This window comes from Mycobacterium sp. 1081908.1 (genome assembly GCF_001673535.1).
GTDB lineage: Bacteria > Actinomycetota > Actinomycetes > Mycobacteriales > Mycobacteriaceae > Mycobacterium.
The window spans coordinates 46,796-66,350 of the sequence record NZ_LZLY01000140.1; the positions used below are offsets into that span (position 1 = coordinate 46,796).

21 protein-coding genes are annotated in these 19,555 nt (G+C 69.1%); 8 read left to right on the plus strand and 13 right to left on the minus strand.

Annotated features, from left to right (window positions below; translation table 11 throughout):
* Window positions 1-14 precede the first annotated feature (14 nt).
* The gene (locus tag A5655_RS22810; RefSeq protein ID WP_067014005.1) at window positions 15-2,939 is read left to right on the plus strand and encodes an FAD-binding and (Fe-S)-binding domain-containing protein; all 2,925 of its coding nucleotides are present in this window, start codon (window positions 15-17) and stop codon (window positions 2,937-2,939) included.
* Here A5655_RS22810 and A5655_RS22815 read toward each other — a convergent pair.
* Together A5655_RS22815 and A5655_RS22820 are read right to left on the minus strand one after the other, a co-directional pair.
* On the minus strand, window positions 2,936-3,598 hold the full coding sequence (locus A5655_RS22815; RefSeq protein ID WP_067014007.1) for a UdgX family uracil-DNA binding protein: 663 nt from the start codon (window positions 3,596-3,598) through the stop codon (window positions 2,936-2,938). The genes A5655_RS22810 and A5655_RS22815 overlap by 4 nt on opposite strands.
* Before the next feature lie 14 nt (window positions 3,599-3,612).
* Window positions 3,613-4,173, minus strand: coding sequence for a hemerythrin domain-containing protein (locus A5655_RS22820; protein WP_067014009.1), 561 nt, complete (start codon window positions 4,171-4,173; stop codon window positions 3,613-3,615).
* Between the two features lie 177 nt (window positions 4,174-4,350).
* On the opposite strand from A5655_RS22820, the gene A5655_RS22825 reads away from it, so the two are divergent.
* Both A5655_RS22825 and A5655_RS22830 read left to right on the plus strand, forming a co-directional pair.
* Window positions 4,351-5,385 carry a hypothetical protein gene (locus A5655_RS22825; protein ID WP_156765000.1) on the plus strand — a complete coding sequence of 345 codons (1,035 nt, stop codon included), beginning with the start codon at window positions 4,351-4,353 and terminating at the stop codon, window positions 5,383-5,385.
* A 16-nt stretch (window positions 5,386-5,401) separates the two neighbouring features.
* The gene (locus tag A5655_RS22830) at window positions 5,402-5,770 is read left to right on the plus strand and encodes a hypothetical protein (RefSeq protein WP_067014013.1); all 369 of its coding nucleotides are present in this window, start codon (window positions 5,402-5,404) and stop codon (window positions 5,768-5,770) included.
* Window positions 5,771-5,775: 5 nt separating this feature from the next.
* Here A5655_RS22830 and A5655_RS22835 read toward each other — a convergent pair whose 3' ends face one another.
* The 3 genes from A5655_RS22835 to A5655_RS22845 are packed head-to-tail and all read right to left on the minus strand — an operon-like array spanning window position 5,776 to window position 8,097.
* Complete coding sequence (locus A5655_RS22835; protein ID WP_067014015.1) at window positions 5,776-6,054, minus strand: hypothetical protein; 279 nt, start codon at window positions 6,052-6,054, stop codon at window positions 5,776-5,778.
* A 2-nt stretch (window positions 6,055-6,056) separates the two neighbouring features.
* Window positions 6,057-7,547, minus strand: coding sequence for a molybdopterin-dependent oxidoreductase (locus A5655_RS22840; protein ID WP_156765002.1), 1,491 nt, complete (start codon window positions 7,545-7,547; stop codon window positions 6,057-6,059).
* 28 nt (window positions 7,548-7,575) lie between these two features.
* On the minus strand, window positions 7,576-8,097 hold the full coding sequence (locus A5655_RS22845; protein ID WP_067014019.1) for a hypothetical protein: 522 nt from the start codon (window positions 8,095-8,097) through the stop codon (window positions 7,576-7,578).
* A gap of 178 nt (window positions 8,098-8,275) precedes the next feature.
* Between A5655_RS22845 and A5655_RS22850 the strand changes: the two genes are divergently transcribed.
* Together A5655_RS22850 and A5655_RS22855 are read left to right on the plus strand one after the other, a co-directional pair.
* The gene (locus A5655_RS22850; RefSeq protein ID WP_067014080.1) at window positions 8,276-9,214 is read left to right on the plus strand and encodes a sensor domain-containing protein; all 939 of its coding nucleotides are present in this window, start codon (window positions 8,276-8,278) and stop codon (window positions 9,212-9,214) included.
* Between the two features lie 20 nt (window positions 9,215-9,234).
* Complete coding sequence (locus A5655_RS22855; protein ID WP_067014021.1) at window positions 9,235-10,203, plus strand: aldo/keto reductase; 969 nt, start codon at window positions 9,235-9,237, stop codon at window positions 10,201-10,203.
* On the opposite strand, the gene A5655_RS22860 is transcribed toward A5655_RS22855, so the two are convergent.
* The 5 genes from A5655_RS22860 to A5655_RS22880 all read right to left on the minus strand — a co-directional run bounded on the left by A5655_RS22860 (window position 10,200) and on the right by A5655_RS22880 (window position 15,803).
* A complete protein-coding gene (locus A5655_RS22860; protein WP_082978823.1) occupies window positions 10,200-10,967 on the minus strand; it encodes an SDR family oxidoreductase in 768 nt (255 codons plus the stop codon). The two genes, A5655_RS22855 and A5655_RS22860, sit on opposite strands and share 4 nt — an antisense overlap.
* A gap of 95 nt (window positions 10,968-11,062) precedes the next feature.
* On the minus strand, window positions 11,063-13,222 hold the full coding sequence (gene glgX, locus A5655_RS22865) for a glycogen debranching protein GlgX (RefSeq protein ID WP_067014025.1): 2,160 nt from the start codon (window positions 13,220-13,222) through the stop codon (window positions 11,063-11,065).
* 67 nt (window positions 13,223-13,289) lie between these two features.
* Window positions 13,290-14,471, minus strand: a complete 1,182-nt coding sequence (locus A5655_RS22870; protein WP_067014082.1) for a zinc-dependent alcohol dehydrogenase — start codon at window positions 14,469-14,471, stop codon at window positions 13,290-13,292.
* 59 nt (window positions 14,472-14,530) lie between these two features.
* A complete protein-coding gene (locus A5655_RS22875; protein ID WP_369807240.1) occupies window positions 14,531-15,250 on the minus strand; it encodes a GAF and ANTAR domain-containing protein in 720 nt (239 codons plus the stop codon).
* Window positions 15,251-15,440: 190 nt separating this feature from the next.
* Window positions 15,441-15,803, minus strand: coding sequence for a helix-turn-helix transcriptional regulator (locus A5655_RS22880; RefSeq protein WP_067014028.1), 363 nt, complete (start codon window positions 15,801-15,803; stop codon window positions 15,441-15,443).
* A gap of 144 nt (window positions 15,804-15,947) precedes the next feature.
* Here A5655_RS22880 and A5655_RS22885 point away from each other — a divergent pair, with 144 nt between their 5' ends.
* Both A5655_RS22885 and A5655_RS22890 read left to right on the plus strand, forming a co-directional pair.
* Window positions 15,948-16,397 carry an Hsp20/alpha crystallin family protein gene (locus A5655_RS22885; protein ID WP_067014030.1) on the plus strand — a complete coding sequence of 150 codons (450 nt, stop codon included), beginning with the start codon at window positions 15,948-15,950 and terminating at the stop codon, window positions 16,395-16,397.
* A 64-nt stretch (window positions 16,398-16,461) separates the two neighbouring features.
* Window positions 16,462-17,145, plus strand: coding sequence for a PAS and ANTAR domain-containing protein (locus A5655_RS22890; RefSeq protein WP_067014031.1), 684 nt, complete (start codon window positions 16,462-16,464; stop codon window positions 17,143-17,145).
* Here the strand turns inward: A5655_RS22890 and A5655_RS22895 are convergent.
* The 3 genes from A5655_RS22895 to A5655_RS22905 all read right to left on the minus strand — a co-directional run bounded on the left by A5655_RS22895 (window position 17,135) and on the right by A5655_RS22905 (window position 19,009).
* Window positions 17,135-17,320, minus strand: a complete 186-nt coding sequence (locus A5655_RS22895) for a hypothetical protein (RefSeq protein ID WP_067014033.1) — start codon at window positions 17,318-17,320, stop codon at window positions 17,135-17,137. The two genes, A5655_RS22890 and A5655_RS22895, sit on opposite strands and share 11 nt — an antisense overlap.
* Before the next feature lie 100 nt (window positions 17,321-17,420).
* Window positions 17,421-18,566 carry a cation:proton antiporter gene (locus A5655_RS22900; RefSeq protein WP_067014035.1) on the minus strand — a complete coding sequence of 382 codons (1,146 nt, stop codon included), beginning with the start codon at window positions 18,564-18,566 and terminating at the stop codon, window positions 17,421-17,423.
* On the minus strand, window positions 18,563-19,009 hold the full coding sequence (locus A5655_RS22905) for a cupin domain-containing protein (RefSeq protein WP_082978824.1): 447 nt from the start codon (window positions 19,007-19,009) through the stop codon (window positions 18,563-18,565). Before A5655_RS22905 ends, A5655_RS22900 begins: the two co-directional genes overlap by 4 nt.
* 149 nt (window positions 19,010-19,158) lie before the next feature.
* Here A5655_RS22905 and A5655_RS22910 point away from each other — a divergent pair, with 149 nt between their 5' ends.
* Window positions 19,159-19,554 (plus strand): heme-binding protein, encoded by a 396-nt coding sequence (locus A5655_RS22910; protein ID WP_067014038.1) that lies wholly within the window; start codon window positions 19,159-19,161, stop codon window positions 19,552-19,554.
* Window position 19,555 lies beyond the last annotated feature (1 nt).

Genomic DNA, 19,555 nt, shown 5'->3' on the forward strand with positions numbered 1-19,555 from the left:
GGGCGGGCCCAGCGATGACCGCGGATCGAAAGCCCAAGACGCCCAAGTTGTTCGAAGCGCTGGCCGCCGATCTGCGCGCCGAGGTCGACGGCGAAATCCGGTTCGATCCCGGATCGCGCGCGACCTACTCCACCGACGCCTCGAACTATCGGCAGGTGCCGATCGGGGTGGTGCTGCCGCGCACCCCGTCGGCCGGCGCCGACGCCATCGCCGTGTGCCGCGGCCACGACGTGCCGGTGTTGTCCCGCGGCGGGGGCACCAGCCTGGCCGGCCAGTGCTGCAACGCCGCGGTAGTCATCGACTGGAGCAAGTACTGCACCCGCATCGGCTCGGTCGACACCGACGCGGGAATCGCCGTGGTGGAGCCGGGCATCAAGCTCGACGTCCTCAACGACCGGTTGAAATCGGCGAATTGGATGGTGGGCCCGAAACCGTCCACCCACGTCAGCTGCGCGATCGGCGGGATGGTCGGCAACAATTCCTGCGGTTCCAGCGCCCAGGCGTACGGCAAGATGGTCGATTCGGTGCGCCGCCTCGAGGTGGTCACCTACGACGGCCTGCGGATGTGGGTCGGGCCGACGAGCGACGACGAGTTTCGCCGCATCCTCGACGAGGGCGGACGGAGGGCCGAGATCTATCGCGGCCTCAAGGCAATCGCGGACCGCTACGCCGACGACATCCGGTCCCGCTATCCGAACATCCCGCGGCGCGTCTCGGGGTACAACCTCGATTCGTTGCTGCCGGAGAACGGCTTTCACGTCGCGAAGGCGCTGGTGGGCTCGGAGAGCACGCTGGTCACCGTGCTGCGCGCGGAGCTTCAGCTGGTCCGGCCCCCGGCGGCGACCGCGCTGGTGGTCCTGGGCTTCGACGACATCGGCGCCGCGGCCGACGCCGTGCCGGCCGTGCTCGAACACGACCCCAGCGCCCTGGAGGGCCTGGATCACCGCCTGGTCGAACTCGAGCATTCGCGGCGGCTGGCCGAAAAGGCGCTGCGCCAGTTGCCCGACGGCAACGCCTGGCTGATGGTTCAGCTCGACGGCGACGACCAGGACGAGGCCGACCGCAAGGCCAAGTCGATGATTCACGCCCTGCAGAAAAAGAAGGTGCACATCGACGCGACCGTGCTGGACGACCCCCAGCGCAAGCAGGAGGTGTGGGCGGCCCGCGAGGCCGGGCTGGGCGCCACCGCGTACCCGCCCAACGAGCCCGAAACCCACGAGGGCTGGGAGGACGCGGCGGTGCCGCCGGACCGGCTCGGCGATTACCTGCGCGACTTCCGCAAACTGCTCGAGCGCTACGACTACGAAAGCGCCTCGCTATACGGCCATTTCGGCCAGGGCTGCGTACACACCCGCATCCCGTTCGTGCTGCGGACCGCCGAGGGCATCGCCAAATACCGTTCCTTCGTGGAGGAGTCGGCGCGGCTGGTCGTGGATTACGGCGGCTCGCTGTCCGGTGAGCACGGTGACGGCCAATCCCGCGGCGAGCTGCTGCCGATCATGTTCGGCGAGAGCGTGGTCAAGGCGTTCGAGCAGACCAAGGCGCTGCTCGATCCGGACAACCGGATGAATCCCGGCAAGGTCGTGCACCCCTACCGGCTCGACGAGAACCTGCGGTTCGGCGTGGACTACCGCCCGGCCGAGCCGGACGTCATGTTCGCCTATCCCGACGACGACCACCGCTTCTCGCGGGCGGCCGCCCGCTGCGTCGGCGTCGGCAAGTGCCGCGGCCACGAATCGGGGGTGATGTGCCCCAGCTACCGGGCCACCGGCGAGGAGGAGCACTCCACCCGCGGGCGGGCGCGCCTGCTGTTCGAGATGATGCAGGGTGACGTCATCACCGACGGCTGGCGCTCCAGCGAGGTGCACGACGCGCTGGACCTCTGCCTGGCGTGCAAGGGCTGCCGCAGCGACTGCCCCGTCGACGTCGACATGGCGACCTACAAGGCCGAGTTCCTGTTCCACCACTACCGGGGCCGGTTCCGCCCGATGGCGCACTACTCGATGGGCTGGATCCCGTTGTGGGCCCGCCTGGCCGCGGTGGCGCCGCGCGCGCTGAACACGGTCGCGCATGCGCCCGGGTCGTCGACGCTGCTGAAGAAGGTCGGCGGCATCGCGCCGCAGCGCGAACTGCCGCGCTTCGCCGACGAGCGGTTCACCGCCTGGTTCCGGGACCGGCCCGCGGCCGCCAGGGCGCCGGCAAGGGGGTCGTCGCGGGGCCGGGTGGTGCTGTGGCCGGACAGCTTCGTCAACAACTTCGAGCCCGACGTCGGCAAGGCCGCCGTGGCCGTGCTGGAGTCGGCCGGGTTCGAGGTCGAGGTGCCGCGGCGCACCCTGTGCTGCGGGCTGACCTGGATCTCCACCGGGCAGCTCAAGGTCGCCAAACGCGTTCTGCGGCGCACCCTTTCGGCGCTGCGCCCGGCGCTGCGGACCAGCACGCCGGTGGTGGTGCTGGAACCCAGCTGCGCCGCCGTCTTTCGGTCCGACCTGCCCGAGCTGCTCTTCGGCGACGAGGACGCGCACCGGCTGGCCAAACAAACCCGCACCCTCGGCGAGCTTTTGGCCGAACAGGCGCCCGATTGGGAGCCACCCCACATCGACGCCCACGCGGTGGTCCAGCAACACTGCCACCAGCACGCGATCCTGGGCTACGGCAAGGACCGGCAGCTGCTCGTCGACGCCGGCGTCGACGTCGAGGTCCTCGACGCCGGATGTTGCGGCCTGGCCGGCAATTTCGGCTTCGAGAACGGCCACTACGACGTGTCGGTGGCGTGCGCGGAGGACAAGCTGATGCCGGCCCTGCGCGACGCCGATGCCGGCGCGCTGGTGCTGGCCGACGGATTCAGTTGCCGCACCCAGATTCGCGCGCTCGCCGCCGACCGGCGCCCGATGCACGTCGCGCAGGTCCTTGCGGACGCGCTATCCGAGCCCAAGCCCTAGCCGAGCCCCGAGCGCGCGCTGCGCAGGTCGTCGACGAATAGCGCGTAGGCCTCGTCGTGGGAGTCGCTGCGATCGCGCAGCACCGCCGACGGGTGCACGGTCGCCACCACGATCGGCTCGGGCGCCAGGTCTTGGACCTCCAGGCCGACGGCGGCCGGCAGCGGGATGACCTCGCCGCGCTGTGCGGACACCCGAAACGCCGCTCCGAGAAGCGATTGCGCGGCCGTCGCACCGAGGCAGACGATCACCCGCGGGCCCACCGCCTCGATCTCGGCGATCAGCCACGGTCGGCACGCGACGACCTCGGTGCGGCTGGGCTTCTGGTGTATCCGGCGCTTGCCGCCCTTCCGGGTGAACTTGAAATGCTTGACGGCGTTGGTCTGATACGTCAGCGTCGGATCGATCTCGGCGTCGTCGAGCGCGCGCGCCAGCAACCGCCCCGCCGGCCCGACGAATGGCAGGCCGGCGCGGTCCTCCTGGTCCCCCGGCTGCTCGCCGACCAGCATGATGGGCGCGCCCCGGTGCCCGTGGCCGAACACCGTCTGGGTGGCGTCGGCGAACAGCGGGCAACCGTGGCAGCGCTCGGCCGCGGTTTTCAGGGAATCCAGCCCGCGGTCCTGCGGCAGGTAACGCGCGGCGCTGGTCTTGGGTGCGGCCATGATTCAGGCCATGATCAGCCCTTGCCCATGATGGCGTCACGGGCCCGGTCCATCATCGCGGCGAACGGGCCCGCGGTCAGGTTGGCCGCCTGGGACTCGACTCCGGCGTGCGGCCGGGTGGGCGCGATCGCCTCGGCGAGCTTGGCGGCGCGGCCCATCCGGGCCAGCTCGTCGTCGCTCAATTCCTCGCCCAGCTTGGCGAACTCGTCCTTCTCCTCGTGCTCGGCGTGGTCGATCACGGCGTCCCGGAGTTCCGTCAGGTGCCGGGTGAACTCCTCGCTGTCGACATCGAGCTTCTCCAGCTTCTGCAGGACCGTCTTGGCCTCGTGCTCCTCCTCCAGGCGCTTGTCCACCACCGCGGCGCCGTCCGCGATCTTCCGCTTGGCGCGCGGGTGCACGATCTCCTCCTCGGCGGTCTCGTGCACCGCGAGCAGTCGCCGGAGCCCGACGAAGGCTTTCTCCCGTTCTTTCCCCGAGGCCGAGAGGGTTTCGGCGAACATCGACTTGATCTGCTCGTGCTGGCCGACCAGAAAGTCGACCACGTCGGAGCGCGACGTGATGGCGGTATCGGCCATGATGTCTCTCCCATCTGCATATACGTCGTCCTTGCATGTCCACGCGCGGGCTGTTGCACGCTGCCTAGCGGCTACCCGACCGGCATGGCCACCAAACGGCGAGCGCGGGGCAACAAAAAGGCGTGTGAGGTGCGCGGGTTGGGGTAATTCTCCGAAATGGGCCGCTGCTCTCGATGGATGCGACGCGGGGGCGCGATGTGCGCGCTCGGCGCGGTCGCGGTGGCGCCGGGTTGCGCGGCGCCGGGCACCACGTTGGAGAGCGCCTCCGAGATCGCGTTGTGGCACGTGGGCGCCGCGCTGCGGCAACCGGTCTGGTCGTATCGCACGCACGCCCTGGTCGCGATCGCCGACGACAGCCGGCTGGCCGAGGTGACGGGTGGCGCCCGCCCCGGCGACGCGAACACGCGGCTGTCCGCGCCGCTGCCGGTGGGCCGCAACCTGCAGATCAGCCAGAAAGACGACCGAGTCGTGTTCGTGCCGCAACCGCAGCGCGGCAGGGTGGCCGCCGTCGACCTGGAAAGCCTGCGCCAGACGGCGGATTTCGACGCCGGCCCCGCCCCGGCATATCTGGCCGAAGACGCCGGGATGCGGATCTTGCTCGCCCTCTCGGCCGACGGAACGGCGGTGACGCCGGTGGACCAGTACGGCTTCCGGAAGCTGCCGACCGCCCCGATCGGCGACGAGCCCGCGGACAGCATCGACGGCGCCAACCGCGGGCGAAAGATCGACTACCACGCCTACTCGCCGTCGGGAATCCGCTATTACGAAGGCTTCTCGTCGCCCCCGCAGAACCGCGGGTCGCTGGCCATGGACGTCGCGGTCTCGGCCGGCGACGGCGCCGCGGACACCCGCAACTACGTGGCCGGCCACGACAGCAGCACGCTCTACGCCGTCGACTCGCGCCGCGGCGGCAGGGGAATGCAGGTGCTGGCGAGCGCGCGGCTGCCGTCGCCGATCCGCGAACTCGGCACCGACGACACCCGCATCTACGCGGCCACCGACCACGAAGTCGTCACGCTCGAGGCGGACAGCTTCACCGGCTTTCCGGGCCAGAAGATTCCGGTGATCCGCGTGACCAACTACCGGACGGCCCTACCCGCCGGCGCCGCGCAATCCGCGCGCCTCTCGGGCATGGCCCTCGGACCGCACCGCGTATACCTCACGCTGGCCGGCACGCCCTGTGTCGTCAGCGTCGCCAAGCCGCACCTGTAACGCAAGGGAGAAACCGATGAGCGCGACACGAAACCCCGCCCGGGCGGCGGCCGAAGCGGTGTCCATCGACGGCGACGTCGAGCTGATCACCGGACAGATCAGGGCGCTCAAGGACCTTGCCACGCAGGACGACGAGGAGCCGATCAGCGAAGGGCAACGCTACGACTTCAGCATCCGGTGGGGCACGGTCCTGGCCGGCCGGCTCCGGCGCCTGGTGCACTACAGCTCGCTGGGCCGGCTGACCGACACGGACGAGCGCACCTTCGACGCGTTGCGACACGAGCTGCGCTCGCTGTCGCACCTGATAGAGCGGTTCCGGCTCGCCCAGCCGAACTTCACCGACAGCCCGCCCGCTAAGGCGAAACGCTTCCGCTCCCGTCGCTGAGAAAATCACTGAGGAAAATCGCCGAGAAAGTCCTTGCCGCTCAAGACGATTCCGGTGCGCGGCTTGGCGCAGTCCGGGTTGCGGCAGGTCAACGCGATCATGTAATTGTCGCGGTCCTCATCGAGGAAGAGGAAGCCGAGGTACAGGGCGCCGCCGACGTCGAAACCCTTTGCGCCGCAGCATTCGCAGTATCCGCCCTTGGCCGCGATCTGTTCGGCGACCCGCTCGCGAGCGTTCCCGTCGAGGGCGATCAGCTCGGGCCGCACCATCACGTCGGCTGTCATGGTTAGATCTCCACGTCCTTGTCGTAGTGGACGTTGTCCTCTCGCCAGCCGCCCAGTCCGTAGCCGATGCCGCGGTGGTCGTCGACGAACTCGATCGCGCTGATCCACTTGGCCATCTTGAAGCCGACCTGGGTCTCCACCCGCAGCCGCAGGGGCGCACCGTGCTTGATGGGCAACGGTTTTCCGTTCATCTCGTACGCCAGGATGGTCTGCGGCTTGTAGGCCAGTTCGAGATCCATCACCTCGTAGAACTGCCCCTCCCCCTGCGCGCTCGGTTCGTCGCGGCCGGTGTCCTGCATCGTCAGCAAGCACAGGTAACGCGCCTTGGGAAGCGGGCGCACCCGGTCGGCCAGGGCGGCCAGCGGGAGCCCCGTCCATTCGCCGATGCTGGACCAGCCCTGGACGCAGTTGTGCAAAACCCGTTGCCGGTGCGGCTCGGCCAGCGCGCGCAGCGCGTCAAGGTCGAACGTCATCGGCTCCTCGACGAGCCCACCGACCCGCAGGCGCCAGTCGACGAAGTTGTGCACGGCCATCACCTTGTACTCGGCCGAACACGGCGGTTTGCCGTTCACGCGGTGTTCCTCCGACAGCATCCGTTCCGGGTAGTCCTGCCGGGAGTCCAACGGGCGCAGCAGGATCAGCCGCGCGCGGGTGACGACGGCGCCGAGGATGCGCCGCACCTGGACCGGGTTACGCAGGCTCCACACGGTGGCCGCGACGTGGACGGCGACGATCGCGCCGATGATCACGAACGACAACACGATCCCCAGCGTGACGTTGCGCACGGAGCCGAAGATCATCGAGGCGTTGAGTTGACCCCAGCCCCAGAAGAAGACCATCGCCAGGTGGATCGCGATGAACACCACGAACGCGACCAACCCGAGGAAGTGCAGGCTGCGGGCGGATTGCCGTCCGCCCCAAAGCCGCACGAACCAGGGAAACCGCGCCTCGATCGCCGGGGACTGCGCCGCGCCGGTGAGGATCTGAAACGGGGCGAGCAGGAAGATGACACCCGCATAGGTCAGCTTCTGGATGGCGTCCAGCGGTTCGTTCGGCAGCAGCGGGGGCAGGTTGAACGTCGCATAGGTCAGGATGTCGTTGCCGGCTTCGACGAAGGTCGCCCACGAGTGCGGCCAGTACCGATGCCACTGGCCGGTGGCGAACAGCAACACGTAGTAGGACAGCCCCACCAGCACCCAGCCGATCACCGAGACGAAATGCCAGTGCCGGCCCATGCCGAGCCGCTTGTGGCCGGGCAGGGCGATCAGCGGGCTGTAGTCCTCCTCCTCGTCGAGGGTGTCGTAGAGCTTTTCGGTCGGCATCGTCTTGGTGGTGAAACGTGCCCACTCGGTGCCGGGCTTGCTGTCGTCCCGCCAATACAGCTTGGGATGCGTGGAAAGGATCTCGATCCCGCTGCGCAGCAACAGAGTTAGGAACAGGACGTTGAGCCAGTGGTCGATGCGCAGCCACGCGGGGTAGTCCAGCGGTATCACGGCCTGAGTCATGTCGCGGCGTCCTCGCTCAGTCCTCCCACTGCTGCCGCTGCGGATAGGCGACATTGATGCCCAGCAGCAGCGAGAAGTGCAGTGCGAGGAAGGCGCCCGCGAACGCGAACGCGAACGATGCCGGCGCGAAGTCCCAGCGCCCGGTCGTCGCCGTCAGTGCGGGCAGGGAGGCCACCCGGGTGACGAGGGCAACGCCGATCACGACGACCGAAAGCAGGCTGCCGAAATACCAACCCGCCTGTGCCACAGTGAGATTGCGGCCCATGGGTTTGCCGCCCACGGCAAGCGCGCCCGCCACCAGTAGGCAAGCGGCGATCACCAGAACGGCGTACCCCACGAAAAGCCAGGGCAGCGCCCCCTGGGCGGCTTGGGCGACCAACGCATAGACGTGCGTGACCGCCACGCCGACGAGCAGCGCCGCGCCCAACCCCGTCACCACCCGGGGCAGGTTGAAGGCGACGTACCCGCCCAGGCTGAGGAGTCGAAACAACCGGCTGCGGTGCCAGCTTTCTGGCCACGTCTCGACGAGAAAACCCACGGTTGCGCACGTACCCGGGCACGGGTTTCTCAAACGCGGACTCATAGAAATTGCCGCTTCGACGCCGCGCCGCGGCTCGGCTACATTCGGGTCAGGATGCCGGGCTAAGGAGGCCACTGGCGTGAATCCTCAGGATCCCTACGGGTACGGCCCGCTCAGCTACGACCCCCTCGGTCGCATGCCCCCCGCCGGCCCGCCGGTGCGGCCGCCCGTCTTGCCACCGCCGCCCGCGGAGCCGTACCGCCCGCCGGTCAACGCGATGGCCACCCGCTCGCTGGTGTTCGCGTTCGCGTCCCCGCCCGTCGGCGCCGTGCTGGGACACCTGGCCCTGGCGCAGATCCGCCGCACGGGCGAGCTCGGCCGAAGCCGCGCGCTCGCCGCGGTGGCGCTGTCCTACGCGATCATCGGCCTCGTCGTCCTCGCGCTGGTCGGGTGGGCCACCCTGTCCGCGTTGACGTCCACCCCGAACCGCCCGGCGACCCCGGCCACCACCGCCGCGGCGCCCCCGGGCCCCACCGTCGCGCCGGACGCCGTCGCCACCGCGTTGCCCGGCCTCGGCGAGCTGAAGACCATCACCGACGACCAGAACCTCGAGGGCGGCCAGACGTGGGACCATCCGGCGCGATCCGACCGGGAGGGAACCATCGACCGACCGGAGTGCTGGGGAAGCATCGCGCCCGGGACCCCGGACGCCTACAACGTCGACGCCATCACCGGTTACCGCGCGGCGGAATTCTCCGACACCCGCAGCCTGCTCAAGTCGGTCCAGGTGATCCAGGCCGTCGTGGCGTTTCGCGACGCGCCGGCCGCGCAATCGCAGCTGGCGAACCTGCAGGACGGATGGCGCCGATGCGGCGGCACGACCGTAAGCGTGACGATTCCCGAGGCGGGGGCGATCCCGTTCTCGCTGAGCGCGCCCGCCGACGCCGGCAACGGCATTACCACGCTCGACCTGACGCCCAAGGGCCTGCAGGTGCGCTCGGCCCGCGCGGTCGCGGCCAAGGCCAACGTCGTCGTCGACCTCTACGTGTCCTACAGCGGCACCACCGACGGCGCCAAGCCGCACCAATCGGCCGTGAGCATCGCCACCGCCGCGCTGAACAAGATCCCGGGATAGGGATCTCCTAGGCTGGGCCCATGAAATATCTCGACGTCGACGGGGTCGGACGGGTCAGCCGAATCGGCCTGGGCACATGGCAGTTCGGCTCGCGCGAGTGGGGCTACGGCGAGGGCTACGCCTCCGGCGCCGCGCGAGACATCGTGCGGCGCGCCCGCGCGCTGGGCGTGACGCTGTTCGACACCGCCGAGGTGTACGGGCTGGGCAAGAGCGAGCGGATCCTCGGCGAGGCGCTCGGCGACGAGCGCGCCGAGGTCGCGGTGGCCAGCAAGGTCTTCCCGGTAGCCCCCTTCCCCGCCGTCATCAAGCAGCGCGAGCGCGAGAGCGCGCGGCGGCTGGGGCTCGAGCGCATCCCGCTCTACCAGATCCACCAGCCCAACCCGGTGGTCCCCGACTCGGTGATCATGCCGGGGATGCGCGACCTGCTCGACGACGGCAAGATCGGCGCGGCCGGCGTCTCCAACTACTCGCTGGCGCGGTGGCTAAAGGCCGACGCCGCGCTCGGGCGGCCGGTAATCAGCAACCAGGTGCATTTCTCGCTCGCCCACTCCGGTGCGCTGGAGGACCTGGTGCCCTTCGCCGAGCGCGAGAACCGGATCGTGATCGCGTGGAGCCCGCTCGAACAGGGGCTGCTGGGCGGCAAATACGGGGTGGACAACCGTCCCGGCGGCATCCGCGCGGTGAACCGCTACTTCGGCACCGAGAACCTGCGCCGCATCGAGCCGCTGCTGCAGACGCTGCGCGACGTCGCGGCGCAGGTCGGCGCCAAGCCGGCCCAGGTCGCCCTCGCCTGGCTGATCAGCCTGCCGGGCGTCGTGGCCATCCCCGGCGCGTCCAGCCTCGAGCAGCTCGAGTTCAACGTCGCCGCCGCCGACATCGAGCTGCCCCCGGAGTCCCGCGACGCCCTCACCGGCGCGGCGCGCGCGTTCCGACCGGTGTCGAACGGGCGCTTCCTGGCCGGCCTGGTCCGCGAAAAACTGAGGGTCTAGGTCTGGGCGGAGTCAGCGAACGCCGGCGGGCTCGCCGGGGCGCCCCGCGCCACCACCAGCGGCATCGACGTCGACGCGTCGGTGCGCAGGATCGTATGCACCACGTCGATCAGGTCCTCGACCGGCATCAGCTTGCCGGGCATGCAGCCGCGCGACGCCCACAGCGGGGCGGCCTTCATGGCGAGGTCCATGTCCCAGCCGGTGGTCATGCCCGTCGCCGCATCGCCCTCTCCGCCCCCGCACTCCCCCACGATCAGGTTGGTGAAGCCGATGTCGGGATGCTCGGCCCGCCACGCCTCGACGAGCCGTTCGAGGGCCGCCTTGCTGACGCCGTACGCGCCCAGGCCCGGCCAGGGCGGCCCGAACGTCCCCGCGTCGGAAGCCAGGTACACGACCTTGCCGGCCGACTCGGTCAGGTGCGGCACCGCGGCCGCGGTGACCAGGGCCGCGCCGATCACGTTGGTGTCGAAGACGCGCCGCCAGGTGTCGGCGTCGGTGTCGACCATGCGGACCAGCGGGCCGACGGCCGGGGTGTAGACCAGGTTGTCGATGCCGCCGAACGCCTCGACGACACCGTCGATCGCCGACCGGCAGGACCCCTCGTCTGTGACATCGCATTCGATGGCGATCGCGCCCGGCCCCGCCTCCTTCGCCGCGGTTTCGATGCGCTCGCGGCGCCGGGCGAGCAGCGCCACCTGATCGCCGCGCTGCGCCAGGCCGACGCCGATGCAGCGCCCGAGTCCGCTCGAGGCGCCAACCACCACTGTCCTTGACATATTCGCCCTCTCCTGTAACGAGCCCGCTGCAGGCACAGCGTATCGACCAGCCAGGGGGTACGTAACGGTCGGGCGGGTTTGTGTCAACCCGCTGGCGCCCCGTCGGGGGCCCGAAGCACGACGGCGGTGTGGGCGTCCACCGTGAACGTGCCCCCGCCGGGCACCTCGTCGGCGGGCGTCTCCTCGTCGGGCCCGGTGAACACCACCAGGGTCCAGGAAGCACCGAATTCCTTTGGCGGAAGCGTGAATTCGATCGGCTCGTAGTGGGCGTTGAAGCACAGCAGGAACGAGTCGTCGAGCACCCGCTGGCCCCGCGCGTCGCTGTCGGGGATGCCGTGGCCGTTGAGGAACACCGCGACGGACTTGGCGAATCCCGCGCCCCAGTCCTCGTCGGTCATCTCCGTGCCCTCGGGCGTGAACCAGGCGATGTCGGGCAGCCCTTCCTGGCCGCGCCGGCCCAGCGGCTTGCCGGAGAAGAACCGGCGCCGGCGGAACACCGGGTGCCGGGCCCGCAGCGCGGAGACCAGGCGGGTGAACTCCAGCAGGCCCGCGTCGGCGTGGGCCCAGTCGATCCAGGTGAGCTCGTTGTCCTGGCAGTAGCCGTTGTTGTTGCCGTCCTGCGTGCGGCCGAGTTCGTCGCCGTGGCAGATCATCGGCACGCCCTGGGACAGCAGCAGGGTGGTGAGGAAGTTGCGCTGCTGGCGGGCGCGCAGCGCGTTGACTGCCGCGTCGTCCGTCGGCCCCTCCGCGCCGCAGTTCCAGGACCGGTTGTGGCTCTCGCCGTCGTTGTTGTCCTCGCCGTTGGCCTCGTTGTGCTTCTCGTTGTAGGACACCAGGTCGCGCAGCGTGAACCCGTCGTGGGCGGTGACGAAGTTGATCGAGGCCACCGGCCGCCGCGAGGTGTGTTCGTAGAGGTCGGCCGATCCGGACAGCCGATAGGCGAACTCATCGAGCGTGGCGGGCTCGCCGCGCCAGAAGTCCCGCACGGTGTCGCGGTACTTGCCGTTCCACTCGGTCCACTGCGGCGGGAAGTTGCCCACCTGGTAGCCGCCCGGTCCGACGTCCCACGGCTCGGCGATGAGCTTGACCTGGCTGACGGTCGGATCCTGTTGCACCAGTTCGAAAAACGTCGCCAGCCGGTCGACGTCGTAGAACTCGCGGGCCAGCGTGGCGGCCAGGTCGAACCGGAAGCCGTCGACGTGCATCTCGGTCACCCAGTAGCGCAGCGAGTCCATGATCAGCTGCAGCGCGTGCGGGTGCCCGACGTTGAGGCTGTTGCCGGTGCCGGTGTAGTCCATGTAGTAGCGCTTGTCGTCGTCGACCAGCCGGTAGTACGCGGCGTTGTCGATCCCGCGCATGGACAGCGTCGGGCCCAGGTGGTTGCCCTCGGCCGTGTGGTTGTAGACCACGTCGAGGATGACCTCGATGCCGGCCTCGTGTAGGGCGCGCACCATCGCCTTGAACTCCTGCACCTGTCCGCCGGGGGACGTGGCGCTGGAGTACTTGAAGTCGGGCGCGAGGAATCCGATTGTGTTGTAGCCCCAGTAATTTGACAGACCCTTGTCGACGAGGGTCGAGTCGTTGGCGAAGTGATGCACCGGCATCAGCTCGATCGCGGTGACGCCGATGCTCTTCAGGTGGTCGATCACGACGGGGTGCGCCACCGCGGCGTAGGTCCCGCGCATCTGCTCGGGGATGGCGGGGTGGGTCTGCGTGAGGCCCTTGACGTGCGCCTCGTAGATGACGGTGTCGGCGTACTGATGGTCCGGCGGCCGGTCGTTGCCCCAGTCGAAGAAGGGGTTGATGACCACCGACTTGGGCATGCTCGGGGCGGAGTCCTCGTCGTTGCGGCTGTCCGGGTCGCCGAAGTTGTAGGCGAAAAGGGACTGGTTCCACTCGAAGCTGCCGTCGATGGCCTTCGAGTACGGGTCCACCAGCAGCTTGTTCGGGTTGCACCGCAGGCCGTTCTCGGGCTCGTACGGGCCGTGCACGCGGTAGCCGTAGCGCTGGCCGGGTTCGATGCTGGGGATGTAGGCGTGCCAGACGTAGCCGTCGACCTCGGGCAGGGCGACGCGGCTCTCGGTGCCGTCGGCGTCGAACAGGCACAGCTCGACGCGCTCGGCCGCCTCGCTGAACACCGCGAAGTTGGTGCCCGCGCCGTCGTACGTCGCGCCCAGCGGGTAGGCCTTGCCGGGCCAGACTTCGCCGGTGGGGGTGGGCGCGCGGAGTCCAGGGCCGGTCATGGCGCTCTTGATACCCCGCAAACGCCGGGGTCAAACCCGCGTTCGAAAACGCCTGTCGCACAAGCGTTTACGGCTTCAGGATGACCTTGACGGCCCCGTCCTGCTTCTTCTGGAAGATCTCGTAGGCGTGCGGGGCCTCGTCGAGGGGCAGCACGTGGGTGGCGAAGGTGTCGACGCCCAGGGGATCGTCGTCGGTCAGCAGGGGCATGATGTCGTCCACCCACTTCTTCACGTTGGCCTGCCCCATCCGCAGGGTCACCTGCTTGTCGAAGAGGGTGAGCATCGGCAGGGGGTCGGCCATTCCCCCGTAGACGCCGATCAGCGAGATGGTTCCGCCGCGCCGCACGATGTCGATCGCGGAATACAGCGCGTGGAGGCGGTCCACGCCGGCGGTCTGCATGACCCGCTTGGCCAGCACGTCCGGCAGCATCCCGCTCGCCTGCTGAGCCAGCCGGGCGGCGGGGGAACCGTGCGACTCCATGCCCACCGCGTCGATCACCGAGTCGGCGCCGCGGCCGTCGGTCAGGTCGCGGATCGCGTCGCCGAGGGACGAATCGAGCCGGCTCAGGTCGATGGTGTGGATGCCGCGCCCCGCGGCGCGGGCCAGGCGTTCGGGCACCAGGTCGACGGCGATGACGCGGTACCCGAGATGATCCGCGATGCGCGCGGCCATGTCCCCGATGGGGCCCAGGCCGAGCACCGCCACCGAGCCGCCGTCCGGGATGTCGGCGTAGGCCACCGCCTGCCAGGCGGTCGGCAACACGTCGGACAGGTAGACGAAGCGCGAATCCGGTGGTCCCACAGGGACTTTGATGTGGGTGAACTGCGCCTGCGGGACGCGCAGCAGTTCGGCCTGGCCGCCGGGGATTTCGCCGTAGAGCTCCGAGTAGCCGAACAGCGCCGCGCCCATCCCCTGGTCACGCACCTGGGTGGTCTCGCATTGGGTGTAGAGCTGCATGTCGCACATGTGGCAACGGCCGCAGGAGATCTGGAACGGGACGACGACGCGGTCGCCGACGCGCAGGTCGCCCGTTTGGCCGCCGACCTCGCGGACGATTCCCATCGGCTCGTGGCCCAGGATGTCCCCCGGGTTCATGAAGGCCCCGAGGATTTCGTAGAGGTGCAGGTCCGACCCGCAGATGTTGGTCGAAGTGACCTCGACGATCGCGTCGGTCGGCTGCTCGATCTTGGGATCGGGCACCGACTCCACGCGAACGTCGCGCTTGCCCTGCCACGTCACGGCTTTCATGTGCATGGCACATACCCGCGTCGCGCGCGCCGAAACGCTGCCGACCAAGGCGGGGCGCGCTACGCGTGGGCGCCGCGATGCCGCGGTTTGAGCGGATGTTCGCTCTCGATAAGCCCTTTGGCGATGTCGACCAGCTTGGTGTTGGACTGCTGGGACAGCCGGGTGAGGAGTTCGAACGCCTCGACGGCGTCGAGGTTGTAGCGCTCCATGATGACGCCCTTCGCCTGACCGATCGCGTCCCGGGACGCCAGCGCGCTGCGAAACTGGTCTTGCCGGCGCATCATCGACCACGCCAAGGCAACGTGGGTGGCGAAAATAGCGCCGATTTCCAGCGATTCGTCGCCGAAGGCGTGGGGATTGTCGGCATAGAAGTTGAGCGCGGCCATGGTCCTGTCGTCGTCGAACAACTCGTACGACGCGATCGAGCGGATCGGGGTCGCCTCGAGGACGTCGCGCTGATAGCGCGGCCAGCGTCGGTCGACGTTCAGGTCGTCGACCCACATCATGTGGTGCCGCCAGTCGGCCGCCAGGCACGGCCCCTCCTGGCGGAGGTCCTGGATCGCATCCAGGACCGCCGCATAGCGGTGGGTGGCGACCACGCTGGTGACGGTGTTGCCCCGCTCGGCGAGGGTGATCCCCGCGTATTGGCAGCCCGGCATGTGCCGAACACCATTCTCGACCAGTTCGTGCAGCCCGGCCGTCGTCTCGGTGCCGTTGCGGTCCAGGCTGGCCATCAGTTCCGTCAACTGACCGACGACCGTGTCCTTTTCGTCCGGTATCTCATCACCCCCTCAAGGGCTTTCCGGCCTGGGGCGCCGCGGCGGTGGACCCAACGCGTCGACCCGTAAAACGAAGCCTACGGGCCAAACAACGAAGCGCAAGCGAGGCAACCGAACCGTCCGGCAGGTGCCCGCGCACCCGAGCGCCAAGCGCCCGGTAAAACCGTTGGCGATCAACGGATTTCGTGCGTCAGCTGCCGTTCTTCTTGGCCGCCACGCCCTTGGCCGCATCGCGCAAACTGCGGTTGGTGGAGCGCAGGTCGGTGTTGACCGCCGAGAGCTCGGCGTTGTGGTCTTCCAGGCTCAGGATGCGGGCAATGCCGGCCAGATTGACCCCGGCGTCGACCAGGGCGCTGATGCGCTGCAGCCGGGCCAGGTCGTCGGCGCTGTAGCGCCGCGTTCCGCCGTCGCTGCGGGCCGGGCTCAACAGCCCGTGCCGCTCGTAGAGGCGCAGCGACTGCACCGGGACGCCGGAAAGTTCGGCGGCGACGGAGATTCCGTACACCCCGCGATCCGGCGCCGGCGCCCCGGGGTCGCCAGTGCTCTCGGTCATCGGGCATCTCCTCAGGTGAGTCGCTCAGAAAATCTGTTTACCACACTTGCATATCACCTGTCGACAGTGCTATAAGAAATCTATGTCATTGGACATAGGTAATAGCCACTTCACAACCGCAGATTGGAGTGAAAGGTGACCGCCATGCTGATGCGTACCGACCCCTTCCGTGACCTCGACCGATTCGCCCAGCAGGTACTGGGCACGGCCGCCCGGCCGGCGGTGATGCCGATGGACGCCTGGCGCGAGGGAGAGCAGTTCGTCGTCGAGTTCGACCTGCCGGGCATCGACGCCGACACACTCGACATCGACATCGAGCGCAATGTCGTGACCGTGCGCGCCGAGCGCCCCGGTGTCGATCCCAACCGCGAGATGCTGGCCACCGAGCGGCCGCGCGGGGTGTTCAGCCGCCAGCTCGTCCTCGGCGAAAACCTGGACACCGACCGGATCGACGCGTCCTACTCCGAGGGCGTGCTGCGCCTGCGAATCCCGGTGGCCGAGAAGGCCAAGCCGCGCAAGATTTCCGTCGCCCACGGCAACGGCCACAAGGCCATCAACGAGGACGCCGGCAAGCGGGAGGTGATCGACGCCTGACCGACCGGCGGGCGGGGCGGCTTTCGCCGCCCCGCCCCTTCGCCCAAGGAGGCGAGATCCGACGATGAAATGGCATCTAGACGGCGAAACGCCCGACGTCGAAGCGGCGTTGGCCGCCGGCGTTCCGCAGCGGGTGGGGTGGTTCCGGTTCTACTTCGCCGACCAGCGCTGGGAGTGGTCCGACCAGGTGCAGCGGATGCACGGCTACGAACCCGGTACCGTCACCCCGACCACCGACCTGGTGCTCGCGCACAAGCACCCCGACGACCGCGGGCAGGTCGCCGCCACGATCGACCAGATCGTGAACACCCACGAGGCGTTCAGCACCCGCCACCGCATCATCGACACCGCCGGCAACGTGCGCCACATCATCGTCGTCGGTGATCAGCTCTTCGACGATGACGGCGACGTCATCGGAACGCACGGCTTCTACGTCGACGCCTCCCCGGAACGCGCGCAGGAAGACCTCGTCACCGCGCGGCTGGCGGAGATCAAGGAGAACCGCGCCGGCATCGAACAGGCCAAGGGCATGCTGATGCTGATCTACCGGATCAACGACGAGGCCGCGTTCAACCTGCTCAAGTGGCTTTCCCAGGAGGCGAACGTCAAGCTGCGGCTGTTGGCCGAGCAGATCGCCGAAGACTTCGTCGGCGCCGGCCTGCCGCTCAACTCGCATGAATTCGACCACCTGCTGCTGACCGCGCACCAACGCATCCGCCGCGGAAACAACCGATCCGTCAAGGGCTAGCGGAATCGCGGGCGGCGGCCCACCAGCTGCGCGACGCCCTTCCCGATCCGGCGGCGAGCGCCTCGACGTCGGGCGCGGTGTCGTAGTCGGCGGTGATGCCGATCTGGTGACCGGGCACCGCGACGGTGCGACCCTCGTGCAGGCGATCGGAGACGCGGTACAAGCGAATCCTCATGGCAGCCCCCTAGATCGGTCCTAGGGTTCTATCCGACCACCCCGTCGAGTGCGGCCCGTAGGGCCGAATGGACCACGATGGGAGTGCTTCGGTCCCTTCGTCACACGGCGGCCGGCCGGCCACGCGCCGCCAGCGCGCCCGCGAGCGATGTGCCGGCGATCGTCAGCAAGGCGCCGAACATCAACGCCGAAGCTTCGCCCGGGACGAGAAGGTGTTCCTCGGTGCCGATGGTGGCCGCGGCCACCGGCACGCCCAGCTGCGCGGCGGACAGCGCCGCGAGCGTCAACGGCTGGCCGAGCAGCCTTCCCGCGCAATGCGCCAGCACCGCACCCAGTCCCAGTCCGAGCCCCAGCAGGATGAGCTTCGGGTGCGCGCCCAGCTCGCGCACCTGCAGCGAGGCGCCCAGCCAGACGAAGAACAGCGGGCTGAAGAAGCCCTCGGTGATGCCGAACAGCTGGCGGGCCAGCCGTCGCGGTTCGCCGACCATCGCGATCACCAGGCCCAGCGCGAAGCCCGCCAACATGATCGACACGTGGGTGCTGGAGGCCAGCGCCGCGAGCGCGAACAGCACGACCAGGTTGGTGCGCAATTCCAGTGCGAAGCGCTGCTTTTCGGAGTACTTGTGCATGCGCCGGCGCCAGCCCCGGCGGTCCACCAGGTGCAGCAGGAGGAAGAACACCACCGCGCAGCCCGCGATCGCGAGCCCGCCGAGCGCCGCGATCGGCGCCCGCCGCAGGTCGATTACCAACGGCAGCAACACAATACACGCGGCGTCGGCGATGGCGATCTGTACCGTCACGGACAGCACGTCGGGGCCCCGCAGCCGCAGCGCGTCGATCACCGGCAACGCGAGCGCCGCCGACGAGGACGCCATGAGCACCGCGTAGAGCGCGGCGTGGCCGGTGCCGAACGCCTCGCCCAGCCCGACACCGATCACCGCCGCGACGGCACCGATCACGACCGCGCGCACAAGCGCCCGCGGCGCCGCCGAACGCAGCGCGGGATCGCGCACCGGGACGTGGGTGCCCACTACGAACATCACCAGCGCGAAGCCGATGTTGGCGAGCAACTGAAGCGTCGGGTTGGCGTCGTCGATGACGCCGAAGCCGGTCTTGCCGACGATGAGCCCCGCGGCCAGCTCGCCGATGACGACCGGGATTCGCAGCCGCGGCACGGACGCCAGCAGCGGACCGGCGAAACCGATCGCGGTCAGCAGCGCCAGGCTGTGAAAGCCGAACGCGCTCACGAGAAGTCGCAGCCGGGGTTCGGCGCGCTGTCCGAGGTGGGCGCTCCCGCCGGATCGATGTAGGTCACATCGAGGACCAGTGGCGTCGTTCCCAGGTTGCGGGCGAGGTGAACGTGCTCTGGCCCGGTGGGATCGGTGATGGCAGCCCCGGGGCCGTAGACGCCGTCTTGCCGGCAGTCCGACCCATAGTGGGTCAGCACGCCGGACTTGATGACGCCGTAGATCTCGCCTTGGTGGGTGTGCCAGCCGGTGCTTCCATTCGGCGCGACCGTGATCTCGCTGACGATGTAGTCCTTGCCGTCAACGGTTTGCTTCGACAGAGTCACCGCGGTGACCCCGATCGGCGGCGTCGCGTGCGCCGTCGCGGGCACGACGCACATCCCCGCGGCTACCGCCAGCGCCGCTGAGGTGAATCCGGCGAGCCGTGTGTGCAAACGGTTCACTGCATCCCTTCCTGTCCCGGCGGCGACGCCCAGACCGGCCGCGCCTTAGGACATTAACCGAACCCGGGGGTCCGACGAGCCTGGTCGCGACGTCTTCCGGAACCGGCAAGGCTGGCAGAAGATGGTCTATGCGCAGGAAGGGGCCCGCCATGTTTCTCTCAACCACCTCAATTCGGCGCCGGGTAGTCGTCGGCGCGATCGGCGCCGGCGCGATTACCGGCACGCTGCTGTTAGCCACCGCGGGGACCGCCGGGGCCGATCCGCAGTCCCGGCCGGCCAACTGCACGGCCGGGGACGTGGCGGGTGTCGCGGCCGGTGTCGCCGCGTCGCTCTCGACCTATTTGTTCACGCACCCGGACGTGAATGGGTTCTACACCGGCCTGCAGGATCGGCCGAAAGACCAGATCCGCGACGATGTGCAGAACTACTTCAACGCCAACCCGCAAGAGCAGGCCGACCTGGAAAACATCCGTCAGCCACTGGTCGACATCAGGCAGCGCTGCCAGTGGACTCCGCTGCTCGGCGACAGCGGCGCCACACCCTAGG

What these genes read in the sequence shown, in the direction of transcription:
- A5655_RS22850 (WP_067014080.1), top strand. Translation starts at nt 8,276, where the DNA reads ATGCCCCCCGCCGGCCCGCCGGTGCGGCCGCCCGTCTTGCCACCGCCG.
- A5655_RS22835 (WP_067014015.1), bottom strand. Translation starts at nt 6,054, where the DNA reads ATGACAGCCGACGTGATGGTGCGGCCCGAGCTGATCGCCCTCGACGGG.
- A5655_RS22825 (WP_156765000.1), top strand. Translation starts at nt 4,351, where the DNA reads ATGCGACGCGGGGGCGCGATGTGCGCGCTCGGCGCGGTCGCGGTGGCG.
- A5655_RS22830 (WP_067014013.1), top strand. Translation starts at nt 5,402, where the DNA reads ATGAGCGCGACACGAAACCCCGCCCGGGCGGCGGCCGAAGCGGTGTCC.
- A5655_RS22820 (WP_067014009.1), bottom strand. Translation starts at nt 4,173, where the DNA reads ATGGCCGATACCGCCATCACGTCGCGCTCCGACGTGGTCGACTTTCTG.
- A5655_RS22810 (WP_067014005.1), top strand. Translation starts at nt 15, where the DNA reads ATGACCGCGGATCGAAAGCCCAAGACGCCCAAGTTGTTCGAAGCGCTG.
- A5655_RS22895 (WP_067014033.1), bottom strand. Translation starts at nt 17,320, where the DNA reads ATGAGGATTCGCTTGTACCGCGTCTCCGATCGCCTGCACGAGGGTCGC.
- A5655_RS22910 (WP_067014038.1), top strand. Translation starts at nt 19,159, where the DNA reads ATGTTTCTCTCAACCACCTCAATTCGGCGCCGGGTAGTCGTCGGCGCG.
- A5655_RS22885 (WP_067014030.1), top strand. Translation starts at nt 15,948, where the DNA reads ATGCTGATGCGTACCGACCCCTTCCGTGACCTCGACCGATTCGCCCAG.
- glgX (WP_067014025.1), bottom strand. Translation starts at nt 13,222, where the DNA reads ATGACCGGCCCTGGACTCCGCGCGCCCACCCCCACCGGCGAAGTCTGG.
- A5655_RS22880 (WP_067014028.1), bottom strand. Translation starts at nt 15,803, where the DNA reads ATGACCGAGAGCACTGGCGACCCCGGGGCGCCGGCGCCGGATCGCGGG.
- A5655_RS22870 (WP_067014082.1), bottom strand. Translation starts at nt 14,471, where the DNA reads ATGAAAGCCGTGACGTGGCAGGGCAAGCGCGACGTTCGCGTGGAGTCG.
- A5655_RS22890 (WP_067014031.1), top strand. Translation starts at nt 16,462, where the DNA reads ATGAAATGGCATCTAGACGGCGAAACGCCCGACGTCGAAGCGGCGTTG.
- A5655_RS22815 (WP_067014007.1), bottom strand. Translation starts at nt 3,598, where the DNA reads ATGGCCGCACCCAAGACCAGCGCCGCGCGTTACCTGCCGCAGGACCGC.
- A5655_RS22855 (WP_067014021.1), top strand. Translation starts at nt 9,235, where the DNA reads ATGAAATATCTCGACGTCGACGGGGTCGGACGGGTCAGCCGAATCGGC.